The sequence below is a fragment of the Wenzhouxiangella indolica genome (assembly GCF_042310355.1).
In the GTDB taxonomy this organism is placed as follows: domain Bacteria; phylum Pseudomonadota; class Gammaproteobacteria; order Xanthomonadales; family Wenzhouxiangellaceae; genus Wenzhouxiangella.
In genome coordinates this window covers 93699-108425 of sequence record NZ_JBHJMR010000001.1, presented here as the reverse complement: position 1 = coordinate 108425, position 14727 = coordinate 93699, and the positions used below count along the sequence as shown (strand labels likewise).

At 64.7% G+C, this 14727-nt stretch carries 13 protein-coding genes and 4 tRNA genes; 3 read left to right on the top strand and 14 right to left on the bottom strand.

What is annotated here, in order from left to right; all coding sequences use genetic code 11:
• Window positions 1-156: 156 nt before the first annotated feature.
• The 14 genes from nusG to ACDC67_RS00400 all read right to left on the bottom strand — a co-directional run bounded on the left by nusG (window position 157) and on the right by ACDC67_RS00400 (window position 11704).
• Complete coding sequence (gene nusG, locus ACDC67_RS00465; RefSeq protein ID WP_376689869.1) at window positions 157-690, bottom strand: transcription termination/antitermination protein NusG; 534 nt, start codon at window positions 688-690, stop codon at window positions 157-159.
• Complete coding sequence (gene secE / locus ACDC67_RS00460) at window positions 690-1067, bottom strand: preprotein translocase subunit SecE (RefSeq protein WP_376689868.1); 378 nt, start codon at window positions 1065-1067, stop codon at window positions 690-692. The genes nusG and secE overlap by 1 nt, the downstream gene beginning before the upstream one ends.
• Window positions 1068-1088: 21 nt before the next feature.
• Window positions 1089-1164, bottom strand: a tRNA-Trp gene (locus ACDC67_RS00455).
• A gap of 96 nt (window positions 1165-1260) precedes the next feature.
• A complete protein-coding gene (gene tuf, locus ACDC67_RS00450) occupies window positions 1261-2451 on the bottom strand; it encodes an elongation factor Tu (RefSeq protein ID WP_376689867.1) in 1191 nt (396 codons plus the stop codon).
• Window positions 2452-2496: 45 nt separating this feature from the next.
• Window positions 2497-2572 (bottom strand) — tRNA-Thr (locus tag ACDC67_RS00445).
• A gap of 150 nt (window positions 2573-2722) precedes the next feature.
• Window positions 2723-2796, bottom strand: a tRNA-Gly gene (locus ACDC67_RS00440).
• A gap of 29 nt (window positions 2797-2825) precedes the next feature.
• Window positions 2826-2910: transfer RNA gene (locus ACDC67_RS00435), tRNA-Tyr, on the bottom strand.
• A 108-nt stretch (window positions 2911-3018) separates the two neighbouring features.
• Window positions 3019-3972, bottom strand: a complete 954-nt coding sequence (gene ftsX, locus ACDC67_RS00430; RefSeq protein ID WP_376689866.1) for a permease-like cell division protein FtsX — start codon at window positions 3970-3972, stop codon at window positions 3019-3021.
• Window positions 3969-4652, bottom strand: coding sequence for a cell division ATP-binding protein FtsE (ftsE, locus tag ACDC67_RS00425; protein ID WP_376690541.1), 684 nt, complete (start codon window positions 4650-4652; stop codon window positions 3969-3971). The genes ftsX and ftsE overlap by 4 nt, the downstream gene beginning before the upstream one ends.
• 32 nt (window positions 4653-4684) lie before the next feature.
• Window positions 4685-5887 carry a type II secretion system inner membrane protein GspF gene (gene gspF, locus ACDC67_RS00420; protein WP_376689865.1) on the bottom strand — a complete coding sequence of 401 codons (1203 nt, stop codon included), beginning with the start codon at window positions 5885-5887 and terminating at the stop codon, window positions 4685-4687.
• A 102-nt stretch (window positions 5888-5989) separates the two neighbouring features.
• Window positions 5990-7468, bottom strand: coding sequence for a type II secretion system ATPase GspE (gene gspE / locus ACDC67_RS00415; protein WP_376689864.1), 1479 nt, complete (start codon window positions 7466-7468; stop codon window positions 5990-5992).
• Window positions 7458-9404, bottom strand: a complete 1947-nt coding sequence (gene gspD / locus ACDC67_RS00410) for a type II secretion system secretin GspD (RefSeq protein WP_376689863.1) — start codon at window positions 9402-9404, stop codon at window positions 7458-7460. The genes gspE and gspD overlap by 11 nt, the downstream gene beginning before the upstream one ends.
• On the bottom strand, window positions 9401-10279 hold the full coding sequence (locus ACDC67_RS00405; protein ID WP_376690539.1) for a type II secretion system protein N: 879 nt from the start codon (window positions 10277-10279) through the stop codon (window positions 9401-9403). Before ACDC67_RS00405 ends, gspD begins: the two co-directional genes overlap by 4 nt.
• Window positions 10280-10423: 144 nt before the next feature.
• The gene (locus tag ACDC67_RS00400) at window positions 10424-11704 is read right to left on the bottom strand and encodes a DEAD/DEAH box helicase (protein WP_376689862.1); all 1281 of its coding nucleotides are present in this window, start codon (window positions 11702-11704) and stop codon (window positions 10424-10426) included.
• Between the two features lie 204 nt (window positions 11705-11908).
• Between ACDC67_RS00400 and trxA the strand changes: the two genes are divergently transcribed.
• The 3 genes from trxA to ACDC67_RS00385 all read left to right on the top strand — a co-directional run bounded on the left by trxA (window position 11909) and on the right by ACDC67_RS00385 (window position 14615).
• The gene (trxA, locus tag ACDC67_RS00395) at window positions 11909-12235 is read left to right on the top strand and encodes a thioredoxin TrxA (protein WP_376689861.1); all 327 of its coding nucleotides are present in this window, start codon (window positions 11909-11911) and stop codon (window positions 12233-12235) included.
• 243 nt (window positions 12236-12478) lie between these two features.
• On the top strand, window positions 12479-13735 hold the full coding sequence (gene rho / locus ACDC67_RS00390) for a transcription termination factor Rho (protein WP_376689860.1): 1257 nt from the start codon (window positions 12479-12481) through the stop codon (window positions 13733-13735).
• Window positions 13736-13910: 175 nt separating this feature from the next.
• Entirely contained in the window at window positions 13911-14615 is a 705-nt protein-coding gene (locus ACDC67_RS00385; protein WP_376689859.1) for a response regulator transcription factor, read from the top strand.
• The last annotated feature ends 112 nt before the right edge of the window (window positions 14616-14727 follow it).

The following is a 14727-nucleotide window of genomic DNA, read 5'->3' as shown; positions in this document are numbered from 1 at the left end:
GTTTCACTATCTCCTCGGGTTCTGGCGCCGGGCCACTTAGGACACTCGGCTCCCCGTGTTGGTTCATTGAAGGGACTCGGGACTAGGGAACAGGGACCAGTTTGGCTTCGATATCGCCTTTTCTGGCCCCTGGCTTCTAGTGCCTGGTCCCTGCGCTCACAGTTTTTCCACCTGGGTGAAATCGAGCTCCACGGGCGTGGATCGACCGAAGATCGATACCGCCACGCGCAACCGGCTCTTTTCGTAGTTGATCTCTTCGACCACACCACTGAAATCATTGAACGGGCCTTCCGTGACCCGCACCATTTCGCCGGGCTCGAACAGAACCTTGGGACGCGGCTTGTCGACCCCTTCCTGCACGCGCTGCAAAATGGAATCGGCCTCGGCCTTACTGATCGGCGCCGGGCGATCCTGGCGCCCGCCGATAAAGCCCATCACCTTCGGCACGTCCTTGACCAGGTGCCAGGTGTCGTCGTTCATCTCCATCTCCACCAGCACGTAACCGGGGAAGAACTTGCGCTCGCTGCGTCGCTTCACACCCTTGCGCATCTCGACCACCTCTTCGGTGGGCACGAGGATTTCGCCGAACATCTCTTCCATTCCGGCGCGCTTGACGCGCTCTTCGAGTGAACGCTTGACCACCTTCTCGAAGCCCGAGTAGGCGTGAACGACATACCATTGCTTGGCCATCAGCTGCCCCCGGCGGAACCGATCAGCTGACGCACGATCCAGCCAAAGATGGTATCCATGATGAACAGCAGGATCGCTGCAATGATCGTGAGGACGATAACCACCAGCGTGGTCTGTACCGTTTCGTTGCGCGTTGGCCAGACAACCTTTCGACGCTCGACGTCCGCCTCGCGCATGAAAGAGAAAAACTGTCGTCCGCGCACGGTCTGGGCGACCACGAAGGCCGCGATCACGATCGAAACCAGCAGCCCGGCTGCCCGGACGGGGGTCATCACTTCATCGGCAAACTGGTAAAACCCGTACAGACCAGCGGCTATGATCAGCAGCCCGATGGTCCAGATCAGGTAGTCACGTGCAGACGTCTTTTCAGCAGCCATTGAGTTGCCTTGATTGTTCGGTGGCAGGCGAGGAGGGACTCGAACCCCCAACCTGCGGTTTTGGAGACCGCTGCTCTGCCAATTGAGCTACTCGCCTTCAAAAAGGTTTCAGGTTTCAGGTTGAAGGTTTCAGGGTTGAGGAATTTCGCGGCGAAGCCGCGCCCTGAACCCTGAAACCTGAACCCTTAAACCTTTATTCAATAATCTTCGACACCACGCCGGCGCCCACGGTACGACCGCCTTCGCGAATCGCGAAGCGCAGGCCTTCTTCCATGGCGATCGGCGCAATCAGTTCCACCGTCATCTGGACGTTGTCGCCCGGCATGACCATCTCCGTGCCTTCCGGCAGCTGGCAGTCACCGGTGACGTCGGTCGTGCGGAAGTAGAACTGCGGGCGATAGCCCTTGAAGAACGGCGTGTGGCGGCCGCCCTCGTCCTTGCTCAGCACGTAGACCTCGGCCTCGAACTTGGTGTGCGGCGTGATCGACCCCGGCTTGGCCAGAACCTGGCCGCGCTCGACATCGTCGCGCTTGGTGCCGCGCAGCAGAACGCCGACGTTGTCGCCCGCCTGACCCTGGTCAAGCAGCTTGCGGAACATCTCGACGCCCGTGCAGGTCGTCTTGGTCGTGTCCTTGATACCCACGATGGCGATCTCGTCGCCGACGTGAATCACGCCGCGCTCGATACGGCCGGTCACGACCGTGCCGCGGCCGGAGATCGAGAAGACGTCCTCGATCGGCATCAGGAATTCCTTATCCAGGTCGCGCTCGGGCTCGGGAACGTACTCGTCGAGCGCCTCGACCAGCTTCAGGATCGACGGCACACCAATCTCGGACTCGTCGCCTTCAAGCGCCTTGAGCGCCGAACCGGTGATCACCGGCGTGTCGTCGCCCGGGAAATCGTAGTCGCTGAGCAGCTCGCGAACTTCCATCTCGACCAGCTCGAGCAGCTCGGCGTCGTCGACCATGTCGGCCTTGTTCAGGTACACCAGAATGCACGGAACGCCAACCTGGCGGCCCAGCAGAATGTGCTCACGCGTTTGCGGCATCGGGCCATCGGCCGCCGAAACCACCAGGATCGCGCCGTCCATCTGCGCCGCACCCGTGATCATGTTCTTGACGTAGTCGGCGTGACCCGGGCAGTCCACGTGGGCATAGTGGCGGTTGTCCGACTCGTACTCGACGTGCGCGGAGGCAATCGTGATACCGCGCTCGCGCTCTTCCGGCGCATTGTCGATCTGGTCGTACGCGCGGAACTCACCGCCGCGCGCTTCCGCGCACACCTTCGTCAGCGCCGCCGTCAGCGTCGTCTTGCCGTGGTCGACGTGACCGATCGTGCCCACGTTGACGTGCGGCTTATTGCGTTCGAACTTTGCCTTGGACATGCCTCAAAACTCCGTTTTGCTTTGCTTTGCAGTTGTCGATGATCGTGGTGCCCACGACTGGACTCGAACCAGTGACCTCTCCCTTACCAAGGGAGTGCTCTACCGCCTGAGCTACGTGGGCGCTCAACTTAAACCCGGCAACGAAACACCCGCGGTATTCGTTGCTTGCCGCTTGCGGCACATGCCCGCAAACGACTTTATTTCATGACCCGGGACCCGCGGCCCGGGCACTGGCGCGACACCCCTGCCGGGATGCCGTGCCAAGCAATGCTGGAGCGGGTGATCGGAATCGAACCGACATCATCAGCTTGGAAGGCTGAGGTTCTACCGTTGAACTACACCCGCCCGAGTTAACCTTTCCAAACCTCGAAATCTGGTGGAGGGGGCAGGATTCGAACCTGCGAAGGCTAAGCCAGCAGATTTACAGTCTGCCCTCGTTGACCGCTTGAGTACCCCTCCGGAAATCCGTACATCACGTTCGATCGGACAATAGCGACTGATCGACTTTCCAGACGAAGCCCGCAATTTTGTCCGATTGCGCACGACAAGTCAACCGCTTTACGCGATTCAGGACGGTTGAATGCGCTTGAGGTGTCGACCCACTGCCAACCAGGAGCCGACGACGCCGAGGATACCACTGCCGAGCACCAGCGTCACGACCACCTCGAGTGGGGGCGAGGCCAGGGCGAAGCTGCTGTCATAGGTCCCGCTGAGGCGCCCGACCGGGCCGGACAGCACGAACAGACCGAGTTCCACGACCAGCCAGGCCGCCAGGCCGCCGACCAGGCCGTACCAGAACCCGGAATAGAGGAAAGGCCGGCGCACGAAGCCGTTGGTGGCGCCGACCAGGGCCAGAACGCGGATTTCTTCGCGCCGGTTATGAATATCCATGCGAATGGTGTTGCCGATGACGAAAGCGACGGCCACGGCGAACAGCACCCCCAGCAGGATCGCCAGGCGCTCGAGCAGGGCCAGGATGGCCTGCAGTCGCTCGAGCCACTGCAGGTCCACGACCACCTGGTCGACGCCGTCGGCCCCGCGAAGTCGTCCGGAAAGCAATTCGGGATCCTGCCCGCCCGCGGGCGTGACCTCGAGCACCCAGGGCAAGGGGTTGGACTCGATCTGGTCTGACAAATCGTCGAGCTGCAGGCGTCCGGTGAGCTCGGCCATGCCCGCTTGCGGGCTGATCGGGTCGACGGCGACGATGCCCGGCCAGGTGCTCAGCAGCGACGCCAGTTGCGCGGCCCCACGCTCGCCCGAATCGACCTCGAGAAAGACCGAGATCGTGTCCAGCCGTTCCCAGCCGTCGCTGATGCGTTCGGCGTTTGTAAGGGTCATGTAAAGCCCGGTCGGAAGGCTCAGGGTGATTGCCAGCACGACAATCGTCATCAGCGTTGCCAGGGGTTGGCGCACCATCGAGCCGAGCGAGGACAGCAGGCTGTAGGCGTGCCTGCGGCCCCAGGCCCGCATGCCGCCCGGCCAGGGTACCCCGCCGGCTTGCGAACCGCCCCGCCGGCTCACGAGGCCGCCACCTGGCGGGCGGGCACGTCATCGGCCAGGGCGCCGTCCTTGAGCACCAGCACCCGCCTCTGCAGGCGACGGATCAGGTCGAGATCGTGACTGGCGATCAGCACGGTGGTCCCCAGTTCGTTTAGCGACACGAAGAACTGCATCAGCTCGGCGGATAGCTCGGGATCGAGGTTGCCGGTCGGCTCGTCGGCCAGCAACAGGGGTGGCTTGGCCACGATGGCCCGTGCGATGCCCACGCGCTGCTGCTGACCGCCGGAAAGCATCGGCGGGTACATGCGCTCCTTGGCCAGCAGACCCACCTTGTCGAGCGCGGCGCGCACGCGCCGACGGATTTCCGGGTAGGCGACGCCGGCGATGACCAGGGGCAGGGCCACGTTGTCGAACACCCGCCGATCGCTGAGCAGGGAATGATCCTGGAACACGATACCGATCTGCCGCCGCAGCCACGGGATCTGTCGGCGCGAGACCCGGCCGACGTTGCGGCCGTCGAACAACACGCGCCCCCGGCTGGGTCGCTCGAGCAGCGCGATGAGCTTCAGCAGCGTCGACTTGCCGGCGCCCGAATGCCCGGTCAGAAAGACCATCTCGCCGCGGCCCAGCTCGAAACTGATATCCGCCAGGGCCTGGATCCCGCCCGGGTAGCGCTTGGCCACCTGCTCGAATCGGATCAATGCGTCGGAAGCTTGCGTATTCATGTGACGGGTCAGGACAACAACTGGCTCATGGACATAATGGGCAGCATGATAGCGAGCACGATATACAGCACCACCAGCCCCACGGCCAGGATCAGCATCGGCTGGAGAACGGCCAGCAGCAGTTGACTGGCAGCCTGCAGCTCGCGCTCCTGCAGCCTCGCGGCCTGCTCGAGCATCGGCGCGAGCTCGCCGCTGCGCTCGCCGCCGGCAAGCAGTCGGCGGGCCATGGGCGGCAGCCAGTCATACTGCCCGAGAGCCTGGGTCAGGGACACGCCTTCGCGCACCTGCGCGCCCGCGGCCGCGACGTCGGCGCGGATACGTCGATTGCCGACCACCTCGCCGGCCACGCGCAGGGCATCCACCAGCGGCACCGCGCTGGCGACCAGGATGGCCAGGGTGCGCGTGAGGGTTGCCGTCTCGCGCGAGCGCGCCAGGCGGCCCAGCACCGGCACACGCAGCAGCCAGGCATCGAAGCGAATCCGCAGGCGCGGCTGCCTCAAGGCGATGAAGGCCGCGGCGCCGGCCGCCAGCAGCGCCAGCAATACCAGCCAGCCCCAGCCGGCGATGAAATCGGACAGCCCCAGCAGGCTGCGGGTCAGCAGGGGCAGGTCGCGGGAAGCCTGTTCGAAAACCCCGACCACGCGCGGCACGACGAAACCGATCAACCCCCAGACCACCGCGATGGCGACCAAGGTCAGCACGACCGGATAGACCAGCGCCAGCGACAGACTCCGACGCATCTCTTCGCGCTGCTCGGCGAAAGTCGCCAGGCGGTCGAGTACGCCGTCGAGCGCGCCGGCACGCTCGCCGGCGGCGACCGAAGCGCTGTAGAGCGACGGAAAGAGCCGCGGCTGCTCGGCCATCCCCGCCGACAGGCTCTGCCCCTCCATCACGCGCGCCCGGATGGCGCCGAGCTGACGGCGAGAGCGCGACTGGTCGGCCTGCTCCACCAGCACCGAAAGCACTTCCTCGAGCGGCAGTCCGGCGGCCAGCAGCGTGCTCATCTGGCGCAGCAGCAGGGCGCGCTCCCGCCCCTGCCCGCCCAGGCCGGCGCCGGCCCGTCGCTGGCTCTCCTCGACCCCCTGCACCTCCAGCGGAATCAGGCCGCGCTCGCGCAGCTGCGAGCGCGCAGCGCGCGCGCTGTCGGCCTGCAAAACGCCGCGGGCGGTCGCGCCGGTGTCGGTCAGTGCCTGGTATTCGTATGCTTGCATGGAAAGAAGGTTTAAGGTTTCAGGTTTAAGGTTTCAGGGGCTGCGCGGGCTTTCGGGGGTGCCGTGCCAAGCCCCTGAAACCTGAAACCTGAACCCTTATCATCACGCCGTCCTCGTCACACGCAAAACCTCCTCCAGCGAGGTCGTGCCCGCCAGCGCCCTGCGCCACCCATCCTCGAAGATCGACGGCGCCAGTTCGCGCGCGAGCTTTTCCAGCGCCTGCTCGGAGGCGCCGTCGTGGATCAGGCTTCGCATCCGCTCGTTGACCGGTATCAGCTCGTAGATCCCCGTGCGGCCGCGGTAGCCGGACTGCTCGGCCGGCAGGTCGGCGCGCGGGCGATAGAGGGTTGCCGAGCCATCGACTGCCGCACCCAGGCGCTGCAGCTCGGCCGCGTCCAGCGTGTAAGGCTCGATCGCGTCCGGGTCGAGCACGCGCACCAGGCGCTGCGCGATCACGCCGATCAGGCTCGACGCCAGCAGGAAAGGCTCCACGCCCATGTCGACCAGGCGGGCAATCGCGCCCACGGCGGTATTCGTATGCAGGGTCGACAGCACCAGGTGGCCGGTCAGGCTGGCCTGCACCGCGATCCGCGCGGTCTCGAGATCGCGAATCTCGCCGACCATGACCACGTCCGGATCCTGGCGCAGGATGGCGCGCAGGCCGCGCGCAAAGGTCAGGTCGACCTTGGGGTTGACCTGCGTCTGGCCGATGCCGTCGAGATCATATTCGATCGGGTCCTCGACGGTCATGATGTTGCGGCTGCGGTCGTTGAGCCGCATCAGCGCCCCGTAGAGGGTTGTCGACTTGCCCGAACCGGTCGGGCCGGTGACCAGCAGAATCCCGTGGGGGCGCTGTATCAGGGACTCCATTCGCTCGCGCGTGGCCTCGTCCATGCCCAGCTCGGCCAGGTCGAGCCGGCCGGCCTGCTTGTCGAGCAGCCTCAGCACCACGCGCTCGCCGTGGCTCGACGGCAGGGTCGATACGCGAACGTCGACCGGACGCCCGGCGATGCGCAGGCCGATACGGCCGTCCTGCGGGACGCGTTTTTCGGCAATATCGAGACGCGCCATGACCTTGATGCGCGAAACGATCAGGCCGGCCAGGCCGCGGGCGGGACTCATCACCTCGCGCAATACGCCGTCGACGCGAAACCGGATCGACAAGCGCTCCTCGAAGGGCTCCAGGTGAATGTCGGACGCCCCCTCGCGGATGGCCTGGGTGAGCACGCCGTTGATCAGGCGGATGATCGGCGCGTCGTCCTCGCTCTCGAGCAGGTCGGCCGGCTCCGGCAGGTCCTCGGCCAGTCGCGCCAGGTCGAGATCGTCCCCGAGGTCCTCGGCGGCATGCCGCGCGGCGGCATCATCGGCCTCGTAGAGCTCGGTGATCAGGCGGTCGTAGGCTGCCGAATCGAGTCGCTCGATGCATACCGGGCCCGCGAGACGCCGACGCACTTCCTGGAGCGCGGCAACGTCCACCGGTTCGCGCACGACCAAGCGGGCCCGACCGTCGCCGTCGCGTCCGGCCACCCCGACGCCGCGCTTGCGCGCGAAGCCGTAGGAGGGCCGGAATTCACCGGTCATCGCCGCCCGCATCTCCCGCATCGCCGGAACCAGCCGATCCGGCCTGCATGAAGGCTTCCAGTTCCGGCAGCAGCGGCATTTGATCCTTGCGGCCCAGGCCCTTGACCGACTCGCGCTGCTCGAGCTGGGTATCGCGGATGCGCGTGTATTTCGATCGCGTCACGCTGTCCATCAGGGCCTCGTCGTGCAGAATCTTGGGCCGGATGAACACCATCAGGTTACGCTTGACCTTGTTGGACGTGCGGTAGCGGAACAACTCGCCGAGCAGCGGAATCCGACCCAGGCCGGGAACCTCTTCGCGGCCTTCCTGGAGGTCGTCGCTCATCAGGCCGCCAAGCACCAGGACCGAACCGTCGGGCACCATCACGCGCGTGGAGATGGTGCGCTTGTCGGTCACCAGGTCGACCGCCCCGGTCGAGGGCACCAGCTTCGAGATCTCCTGCGAGATGTCGAGCATGATGCTGTCACCCTCGTTGATGTGCGGGGTGACGTTGAGCTTGATACCGATCTCTTCGCGATTGATGGTCTGGAAGGGATTGACCTGCCCCTCCCCGGTGGACACACCCTGGGTGGAATAACTGCCCGACAGGAAGGGCACTTCCTGGCCAACATTGATGCTGGCTTCGTGGTTGTCGAGCGTCACGATCGAGGGTGTGGACAGGACGTTGGTGTTCGAATCGCTCGTCAGCGCACGCGCCAGACCGCCGATTTCAAGGAGCTCGACACCGAGCAGGCTGGTGGTCCCACCCACGTAGCCGAGGTTGAGGCCGCGACCCGGCAGCAACAGGTTGCCATCCTCGCCGCCGCCCAGGCCGCCGCTGAGATTGAGCACGTTGTTCCCGCCGCTGTCGAAATTGGTGCCCCCGAAAAAGCCCGAATCACCGGACTCGAAAGCCTGCCATTGAATGCCCAGCTCCCGGCTGGTATCGACGGTCACCTCGGCGATGATCGCCTCGACCAGCACCTGGGCCCGTCGGACGTCAAGCTGGTCGACGACCGACTCGATCGACCGGAACACCGACGGCGGTGCGGTCACGACCAGGGCGTTGGTCTCGCCGTGCGCCTGGATTCGGGCCCGGGTGCCGTCCTCGGTGTCGAGTTCGAGCATGCCCTCGAGCACCGGCACCAGGGTATCGGCCGTGGCGTAGCGCAGGTAGATGACCTGGGTGCTGCCTTCCGTCTCCAGGGGCGTATCGAGATGGCTGATCAGGGTGCGAAGGCGCAGGCGTCGGGCCGGGTCACCGGACAGCACCACGGTGTTGCTGCGCTCGTCGGCCACCGCCGACTGCGCCCCGCCGTTGGCCGGGTAAATCTGGTTGATCAGCTGCACGACCTCGGCGGCATCGGCATGCGAAAGCGCGATGACCTCGACCTCCTGATCGATGGCCTCGTCGAGGCGCTCGATGATCTTCTCGATGCGCTGGATGTTGCTGGCCCGATCACTGACGATCAGGCTGTTGGAGCTGTCGTGATGCACCATGTAAGCCGACTGCGGCAGCAGCTGGCGCAGCAACTGCGACACCTCTGCGGCGTCGACATGATCAAGCTGGATGATGCGCGTGACCGGATCGTCGCCGCCGCTGCGCATGTCGTCGACCGGCACGCGACCGTCCTGGCGGGCGTTGACATCGGGCACCACTCGCACGGTGTCGTCGTCGCCCACCGCAGCGTAGCCGTGCACCCGCAGGATGGACTGGAACACATCCCAGACCTCGTCATCGTCGAGAGACTGCGAAGAGATCACGGTCACCTGCCCGGACACTTGCGGGTCGATGATGATCGACCGCCCGGTCATGTCGGCCACGGCCGTGATCAACGCACGAATATCGGCATCCTTGAAATTGAGAACGTGACCGTTATCTTCCGCCGCCTCCTGGGCCGCGGCCGGCAACGACAAGACCAACAGGACGGCCATCAGTCGAATGGATTGCATCATCTTGATTGCAGACTCCCCATGATTTCCTCGATATCGGGCCGCAGCGTCCTTTCCTGGCCGTCGCGTCGCACCGTGATTGAAACTTCGCCGCTCGACATGACTTCGCTGAACAGTCCGCGGACGGCCTGCGTCGACTCTAGCGGCTGCCCGTTGACCGCCACCACGACGTCGTTGACCTGAAGACCGAGCGCCTCGAAAACGCGCGCATCGCGCCCCGGCCGCACCCGGAATCCGCCGTCGGCAACTGGCATCACCGAAACCGACTGGGCCAGCTCCCCGGCATTCAGGCCCAGGGAACGCGCGGCATCGGGCAGAGAGGATACGCTCGCCCCCGACGACGCATTGAAGCCCCGGATTCCGGGAAGCCGCTGCGTCGGCTCCGCGGCGTTGCCCTGGTTCCGGTCGACGCGCGCGGTGCGCGGCCCCGACGAACCCGCGTCGGGGTCAAGCGCCAGGGTTTCGCGGCGACCGTCCCGAAGAATGATGACCTGGCGGGACTCGATCGCCTCGACTTCGCCACCGCCGGGCATTTCGTCGCCGACACGGTAGACGTCCTCGCCCGAACCGCTGACTGAAATGATCGCATAACCCCGCTCGCCGGCCATGACCCCCCGGAGCCGGAGCCGGCTATCGGAGACGGGTACCGGCTGCAGCCTCACGGCGGGCGCGGAAGAACGACCGAAGAGGTTCCAGCGGAACTCGCCGCTCGTCCCGCCCGACTCCGACATCCGCGGCACCGGTAACGCCGGGGCCGAATCGACCGAAACGCCGCCGAGCACCAGCCAGAACGCCCGCACGCCGAGCCAGACCACCGCAAGCGCCAGAATCGCGCTGCTGATCAGGGCCAGTCGCGAGGACCAGGCGGGTGACAACATGACGGTCACGAAAAGACTACTCCGAGGCGATATCTGGCGGGAGATTAGCACAGACCGGCCGCGGTTCGGAGGGATCAGAGAGCCGGCGGGGCAGTGAATCGGTGCGTCTGATGAACTGGCATTCTGCCGTACCGACGCACTGACCTACCGACGCGGCCGACCGCCGCCTCGCCCTCGCCCGCTTCCGCGGCGGCCGCCCTTTCTATCGCCGCTTTTCTTCGGCGGCGGTGCCGGCCGCTCCAGCTCGGGAAGATCGTCGGGGTCGTGCTGCTCGACCGGCAGCGACATTTCGATGTACTCCTCGATCTCGGGGAGGTGAAAAGCGTAGTCCTCGCAGGCGAAGCTGATGGCGTCGCCGGTGGCGCCCAGACGGGCCGTGCGGCCGATGCGGTGGACGTAGTCGGCGGCATCCTGCGGCAGGTCGAAGTTGATAACGTGGCTGACATCGGGAATGTGCAAGCCGCGTGCGGCGACGTCGGTGGCCACGAGCACGTCAAGCTCCCCTTCGCGGAAGCGCTTGAGCAGGGTCTGGCGCTTCTTCTGGGGCACGCTGCCGGCGAGCATGGCGGCCTTGAATCCGTTAGCCTTGAGCGTCCTCGCCACCCGGTCGGTCACGTGGCGGGTGTTGACGAAAACCATCACGTGGCCGTCGGGCATGCCGCGCAGCAGCTGGACCAGCAGCGGCAGCTTTTCCCGGTTGGCCGGGTAGTAGACCACCTGGCGGACGCGGTCGCTGGTGACCTGCTCCTCCTCGAAGCGGATGGTCTCGGCCTCGTTCATGTGCTCGTAGGCCAACTCGGTGACCTTCAGGGGGAAGGTCGCCGAGAACATCAGGGTCTGGCGCTTGTCCACCGGCGGCATCTTGCGGAACAGGTAGCGGATATCGGTGATGAAGCCCAGGTCGAACATCCGGTCGGCCTCGTCGAGCACGGCCACCTCGGTCGCCTTGAGGCTGTATACGCCCTGCTTGAGGTAATCGATCAGGCGCCCGGGTGTGCCGATGAGGATGTCCACACCGGAGGCGATCTCCTCGCGCTGCTTGTGATAGTCGACCCCGCCGTAGGTCAGCACCGAACGCAGGCCGGTGTGCTTGCCCAGAAGCTCGGCGTCGCGGTGGATCTGGATCGCCAGCTCGCGGGTTGGCGCGACGATGATCGAGCGCGGATTGGCCCCCGGACCGATCGAATCGGGCGAGAGCAGTCGCTGAAAGACCGCCATCAGAAATGCCGCGGTCTTGCCGGTGCCTGTGCGCGCCTGCCCGGCAATGTCTCGGCCCGAGAGCACCAGCGGCAGGGTCTTCTCCTGAATCGGCGTGCAGTACTCGAAGCCGGCTTCGGCCAGGCCGCGCCGGATATCGGGGTGAAGGTCGAAAGAATCGAAGCGGGTTTCGGTCAGCACCTGCTGGGCGCCTGTGTCTTCTGTCACGGAGATGATGTCGTCCTTGAATTCCTGAGTGGTTGCCTTGAAATAGCGTGTCATTCCCGGCGGCCCGATGCCACCCGACCCGCTGGAAACGGGAGAAACGACACACGGGCGAGAATGGCATAGTATATTGTCAATCGTCCGCTCCTGCCGAGCGCGGACGCAATTCGCCGCCGCAACCCCACCGCCTAAGGAGCAAAACGAGCCGTGAGCGACAAGATCATTCATGTAACCGACAGTGATTTCGAGGACAACGTCCTCAAGGCCGACGGACCGGTTCTGGTCGACTACTGGGCCGAGTGGTGCGGCCCGTGCAAGATGATCGAGCCCATCCTCTATGAACTGGCCGACGAGTACGGCGACAAGCTCAAGATCGCCAAGCTCAATATCGACGAGAATCAGCAGGTCACCAGCCGCTACAAGATTCGCGGCATTCCCACCCTGATGATCTTCGAAAACGGCGAGCACCAGGGCACGAAGGTTGGCGCGCTGACCAAGTCCGCACTCAAGTCATTCGTCGACGAAACCATCTGACACCCGGTTCGCCGCGCCCGGCGGATTGCCCGGCCCGGCTGGACTCGGCCGCAGAATGGTGCTAACTTTACCGCATGGGCGGGTCACCGCCCGGCAGTTCCTTGAATTCCCGAACCCTTTCCCGGACCTCCGGGGCAATATGCGATAGAACCTGACCATGGTCCTTGTCCGGTCGCCGCGACCGGTGAACTTCCCTGTTTGCCCGCGGTGCGACCAAATATTCCCGTAAAGACACTCATAACGATGAATCTGACCGAACTCAAGAAGAAATCCGCCAAAGAACTGGTCGAGATGGCCGAAGAACTCGGCATCGACAACATGGGGCGCTCGCGCAAGCACGACGTCATCTTCGCCATCCTCAAGGCCAAGGCCCAGAAGAAGGACGCCATCTACGGCGACGGCGTACTCGAGATCCTGCAAGACGGCTTCGGCTTCCTCAGGTCGGCCGAGGCCTCCTACATGGCCGGGCCCGACGACATCTACGTCTCACCGTCCCAGATCCGGCGCTTCAACCTGCGCACCGGCGACTACATCTCCGGCAAGATTCGCCCGCCCAAGTCGTCTGAACGCTATTTCGCCCTGCTCAAGGTCGAGGAACTCAACTACGACCGGCCCGAGCAGTCGAAGAACAAGATCCTGTTCGAGAACCTGACCCCCGAATTCCCGCGCGAGCAGCTGCTGCTCGAGCGCGGCAACGGGTCGACCGAGGACATCACCGGACGCATCGTCGACCTGATCGCACCGATCGGCAAGGGTCAGCGCGGCCTGGTGGTCAGCCCGCCCAAGGCCGGCAAGACCATGATGCTGCAGAACATCGCCACGGCGATCCGGGCCAACAACCCGGAAACCCACATGATCATTCTGCTCATCGACGAACGGCCCGAGGAAGTCACCGAGATGGAGCGCGGCGTCGACGCCGAAGTCATCTCCTCGACCTTCGACGAGCCGGCCACGCGCCACGTGCAGGTCGCCGACATGGTGATCGAGCGCGCCAAGCGCCTGGTCGAGCACAAGCACGACGTGATCATCCTGCTCGACTCGATCACCCGCCTGGCGCGGGCCTACAACACCGTGGTGCCCTCTTCCGGCAAGGTGCTCACCGGCGGCGTGGACGCCAACGCCCTGCAGCGGCCCAAGCGCTTCTTCGGCGCGGCGCGAAACATCGAGGACGGCGCGAGCCTGACCATCATCGCCACCGCGCTGGTCGACACCGGCTCGAAGATGGACGAGGTGATCTACGAGGAGTTCAAGGGCACCGGCAACATGGAAATCCATCTGAGCCGTCGCATTGCCGAGAAGCGCGTCTACCCGGCCATCGACATCAACCGCTCGGGCACCCGCCGCGAGGAACTGATGATCGGCAACGACCAGCTCCAAAAGACCTGGATCCTGCGCCGCATCCTGCACCCCATGGACGAGTCCCAGGCGATCGAGTTCATGCTCGACAAGCTCAAGGTCACCAAGACGAACGAAGAATTCTTCAACTATATGAAGCGGTAGACCGCTCGACCACGTCGAGCGGAATGACCAAGTACCAAGCACCAATTTTCAAACCCGTGTTTGGTCATTGGTGCTTGGAATTTGGTCATTCGCCCCGGAACGGGGCGTTCATTCACCTGGCGTTGACATTCCCCGCCTAAACTGTCGTCTTTCACAAATGTGAAGGATTGACCCAATGTCCGAAGAAGCCCTGCCCCAGGCCACCATCCTGCTGGTCGAGGATCATGACGACCTGGCCGCCACCATCGGCGCCTGGCTGGAAGACGCCGGCTTCGCCGTCGATTTCGCTGCGGACGGCGCGATTGCGCTGAACCTGGTGTCCGACAATGAGTACGACGCGATCGTGCTCGATCTGATGCTGCCGCGCGTCAACGGCATTCGCGTTGCCGAGAAGCTGCGCGACGACGGCGTGGCCACCCCCATCCTGATGCTCACCGCCCGCGACCAGCTTGACGACAAGATCGAGGGTTTCAACGCCGGCGCCGACGACTACGTCGTCAAGCCGTTCGAAACCGAGGAACTGATCGCGCGCCTGCGTGCGCTGATCCGCCGCGCCCGCGGCGAGACCGGCGAAGGCCAGCTCAAGGTCGGTGACCTGATGTTCGATCCGCGCCTGATGCGCGTCGAGCGCGCCGGCCAGCGCATCACCCTGTCGCCCACGGCGATGCGGATCCTCAAGGTCCTGATGCGCGAGTCACCACGCGTGGTCAGCCGCGAGCAGATCGAAAACGAGCTCTGGGGCGACACCCTGCCCGACTCCGACACCCTCCGCAGCCACGTCTACAACCTGCGCAAGGGCATCGACCGCCCGTTCGAGCACAAGCTGCTGCACACGGTTCAGGGGATGGGGTTCAAGCTGGCGACGCCGGAAGAGGCCTGAACCAGGCAGAGCCTGGAATGACCAATATCCAAGCACCAATGATCAAACACTGACCGAAACGGCCATCGCCTACCTCTGACGATGGCCGTGGGTGGTTTCGGTCATTGATTAT

Excerpts from the sequence above, each read along its gene's own strand:
- nusG (WP_376689869.1), bottom strand. The coding sequence starts at position 690 with ATGGCCAAGCAATGGTATGTCGTTCACGCCTACTCGGGCTTCGAGAAG.
- secE (WP_376689868.1), bottom strand. The coding sequence starts at position 1,067 with ATGGCTGCTGAAAAGACGTCTGCACGTGACTACCTGATCTGGACCATC.
- tuf (WP_376689867.1), bottom strand. The coding sequence starts at position 2,451 with ATGTCCAAGGCAAAGTTCGAACGCAATAAGCCGCACGTCAACGTGGGC.
- gspF (WP_376689865.1), bottom strand. The coding sequence starts at position 5,887 with ATGCAAGCATACGAATACCAGGCACTGACCGACACCGGCGCGACCGCC.
- gspE (WP_376689864.1), bottom strand. The coding sequence starts at position 7,468 with ATGACCGGTGAATTCCGGCCCTCCTACGGCTTCGCGCGCAAGCGCGGC.
- gspD (WP_376689863.1), bottom strand. The coding sequence starts at position 9,404 with ATGATGCAATCCATTCGACTGATGGCCGTCCTGTTGGTCTTGTCGTTG.
- ACDC67_RS00405 (WP_376690539.1), bottom strand. The coding sequence starts at position 10,279 with ATGTTGTCACCCGCCTGGTCCTCGCGACTGGCCCTGATCAGCAGCGCG.
- rho (WP_376689860.1), top strand. The coding sequence starts at position 12,479 with ATGAATCTGACCGAACTCAAGAAGAAATCCGCCAAAGAACTGGTCGAG.
- ACDC67_RS00385 (WP_376689859.1), top strand. The coding sequence starts at position 13,911 with ATGTCCGAAGAAGCCCTGCCCCAGGCCACCATCCTGCTGGTCGAGGAT.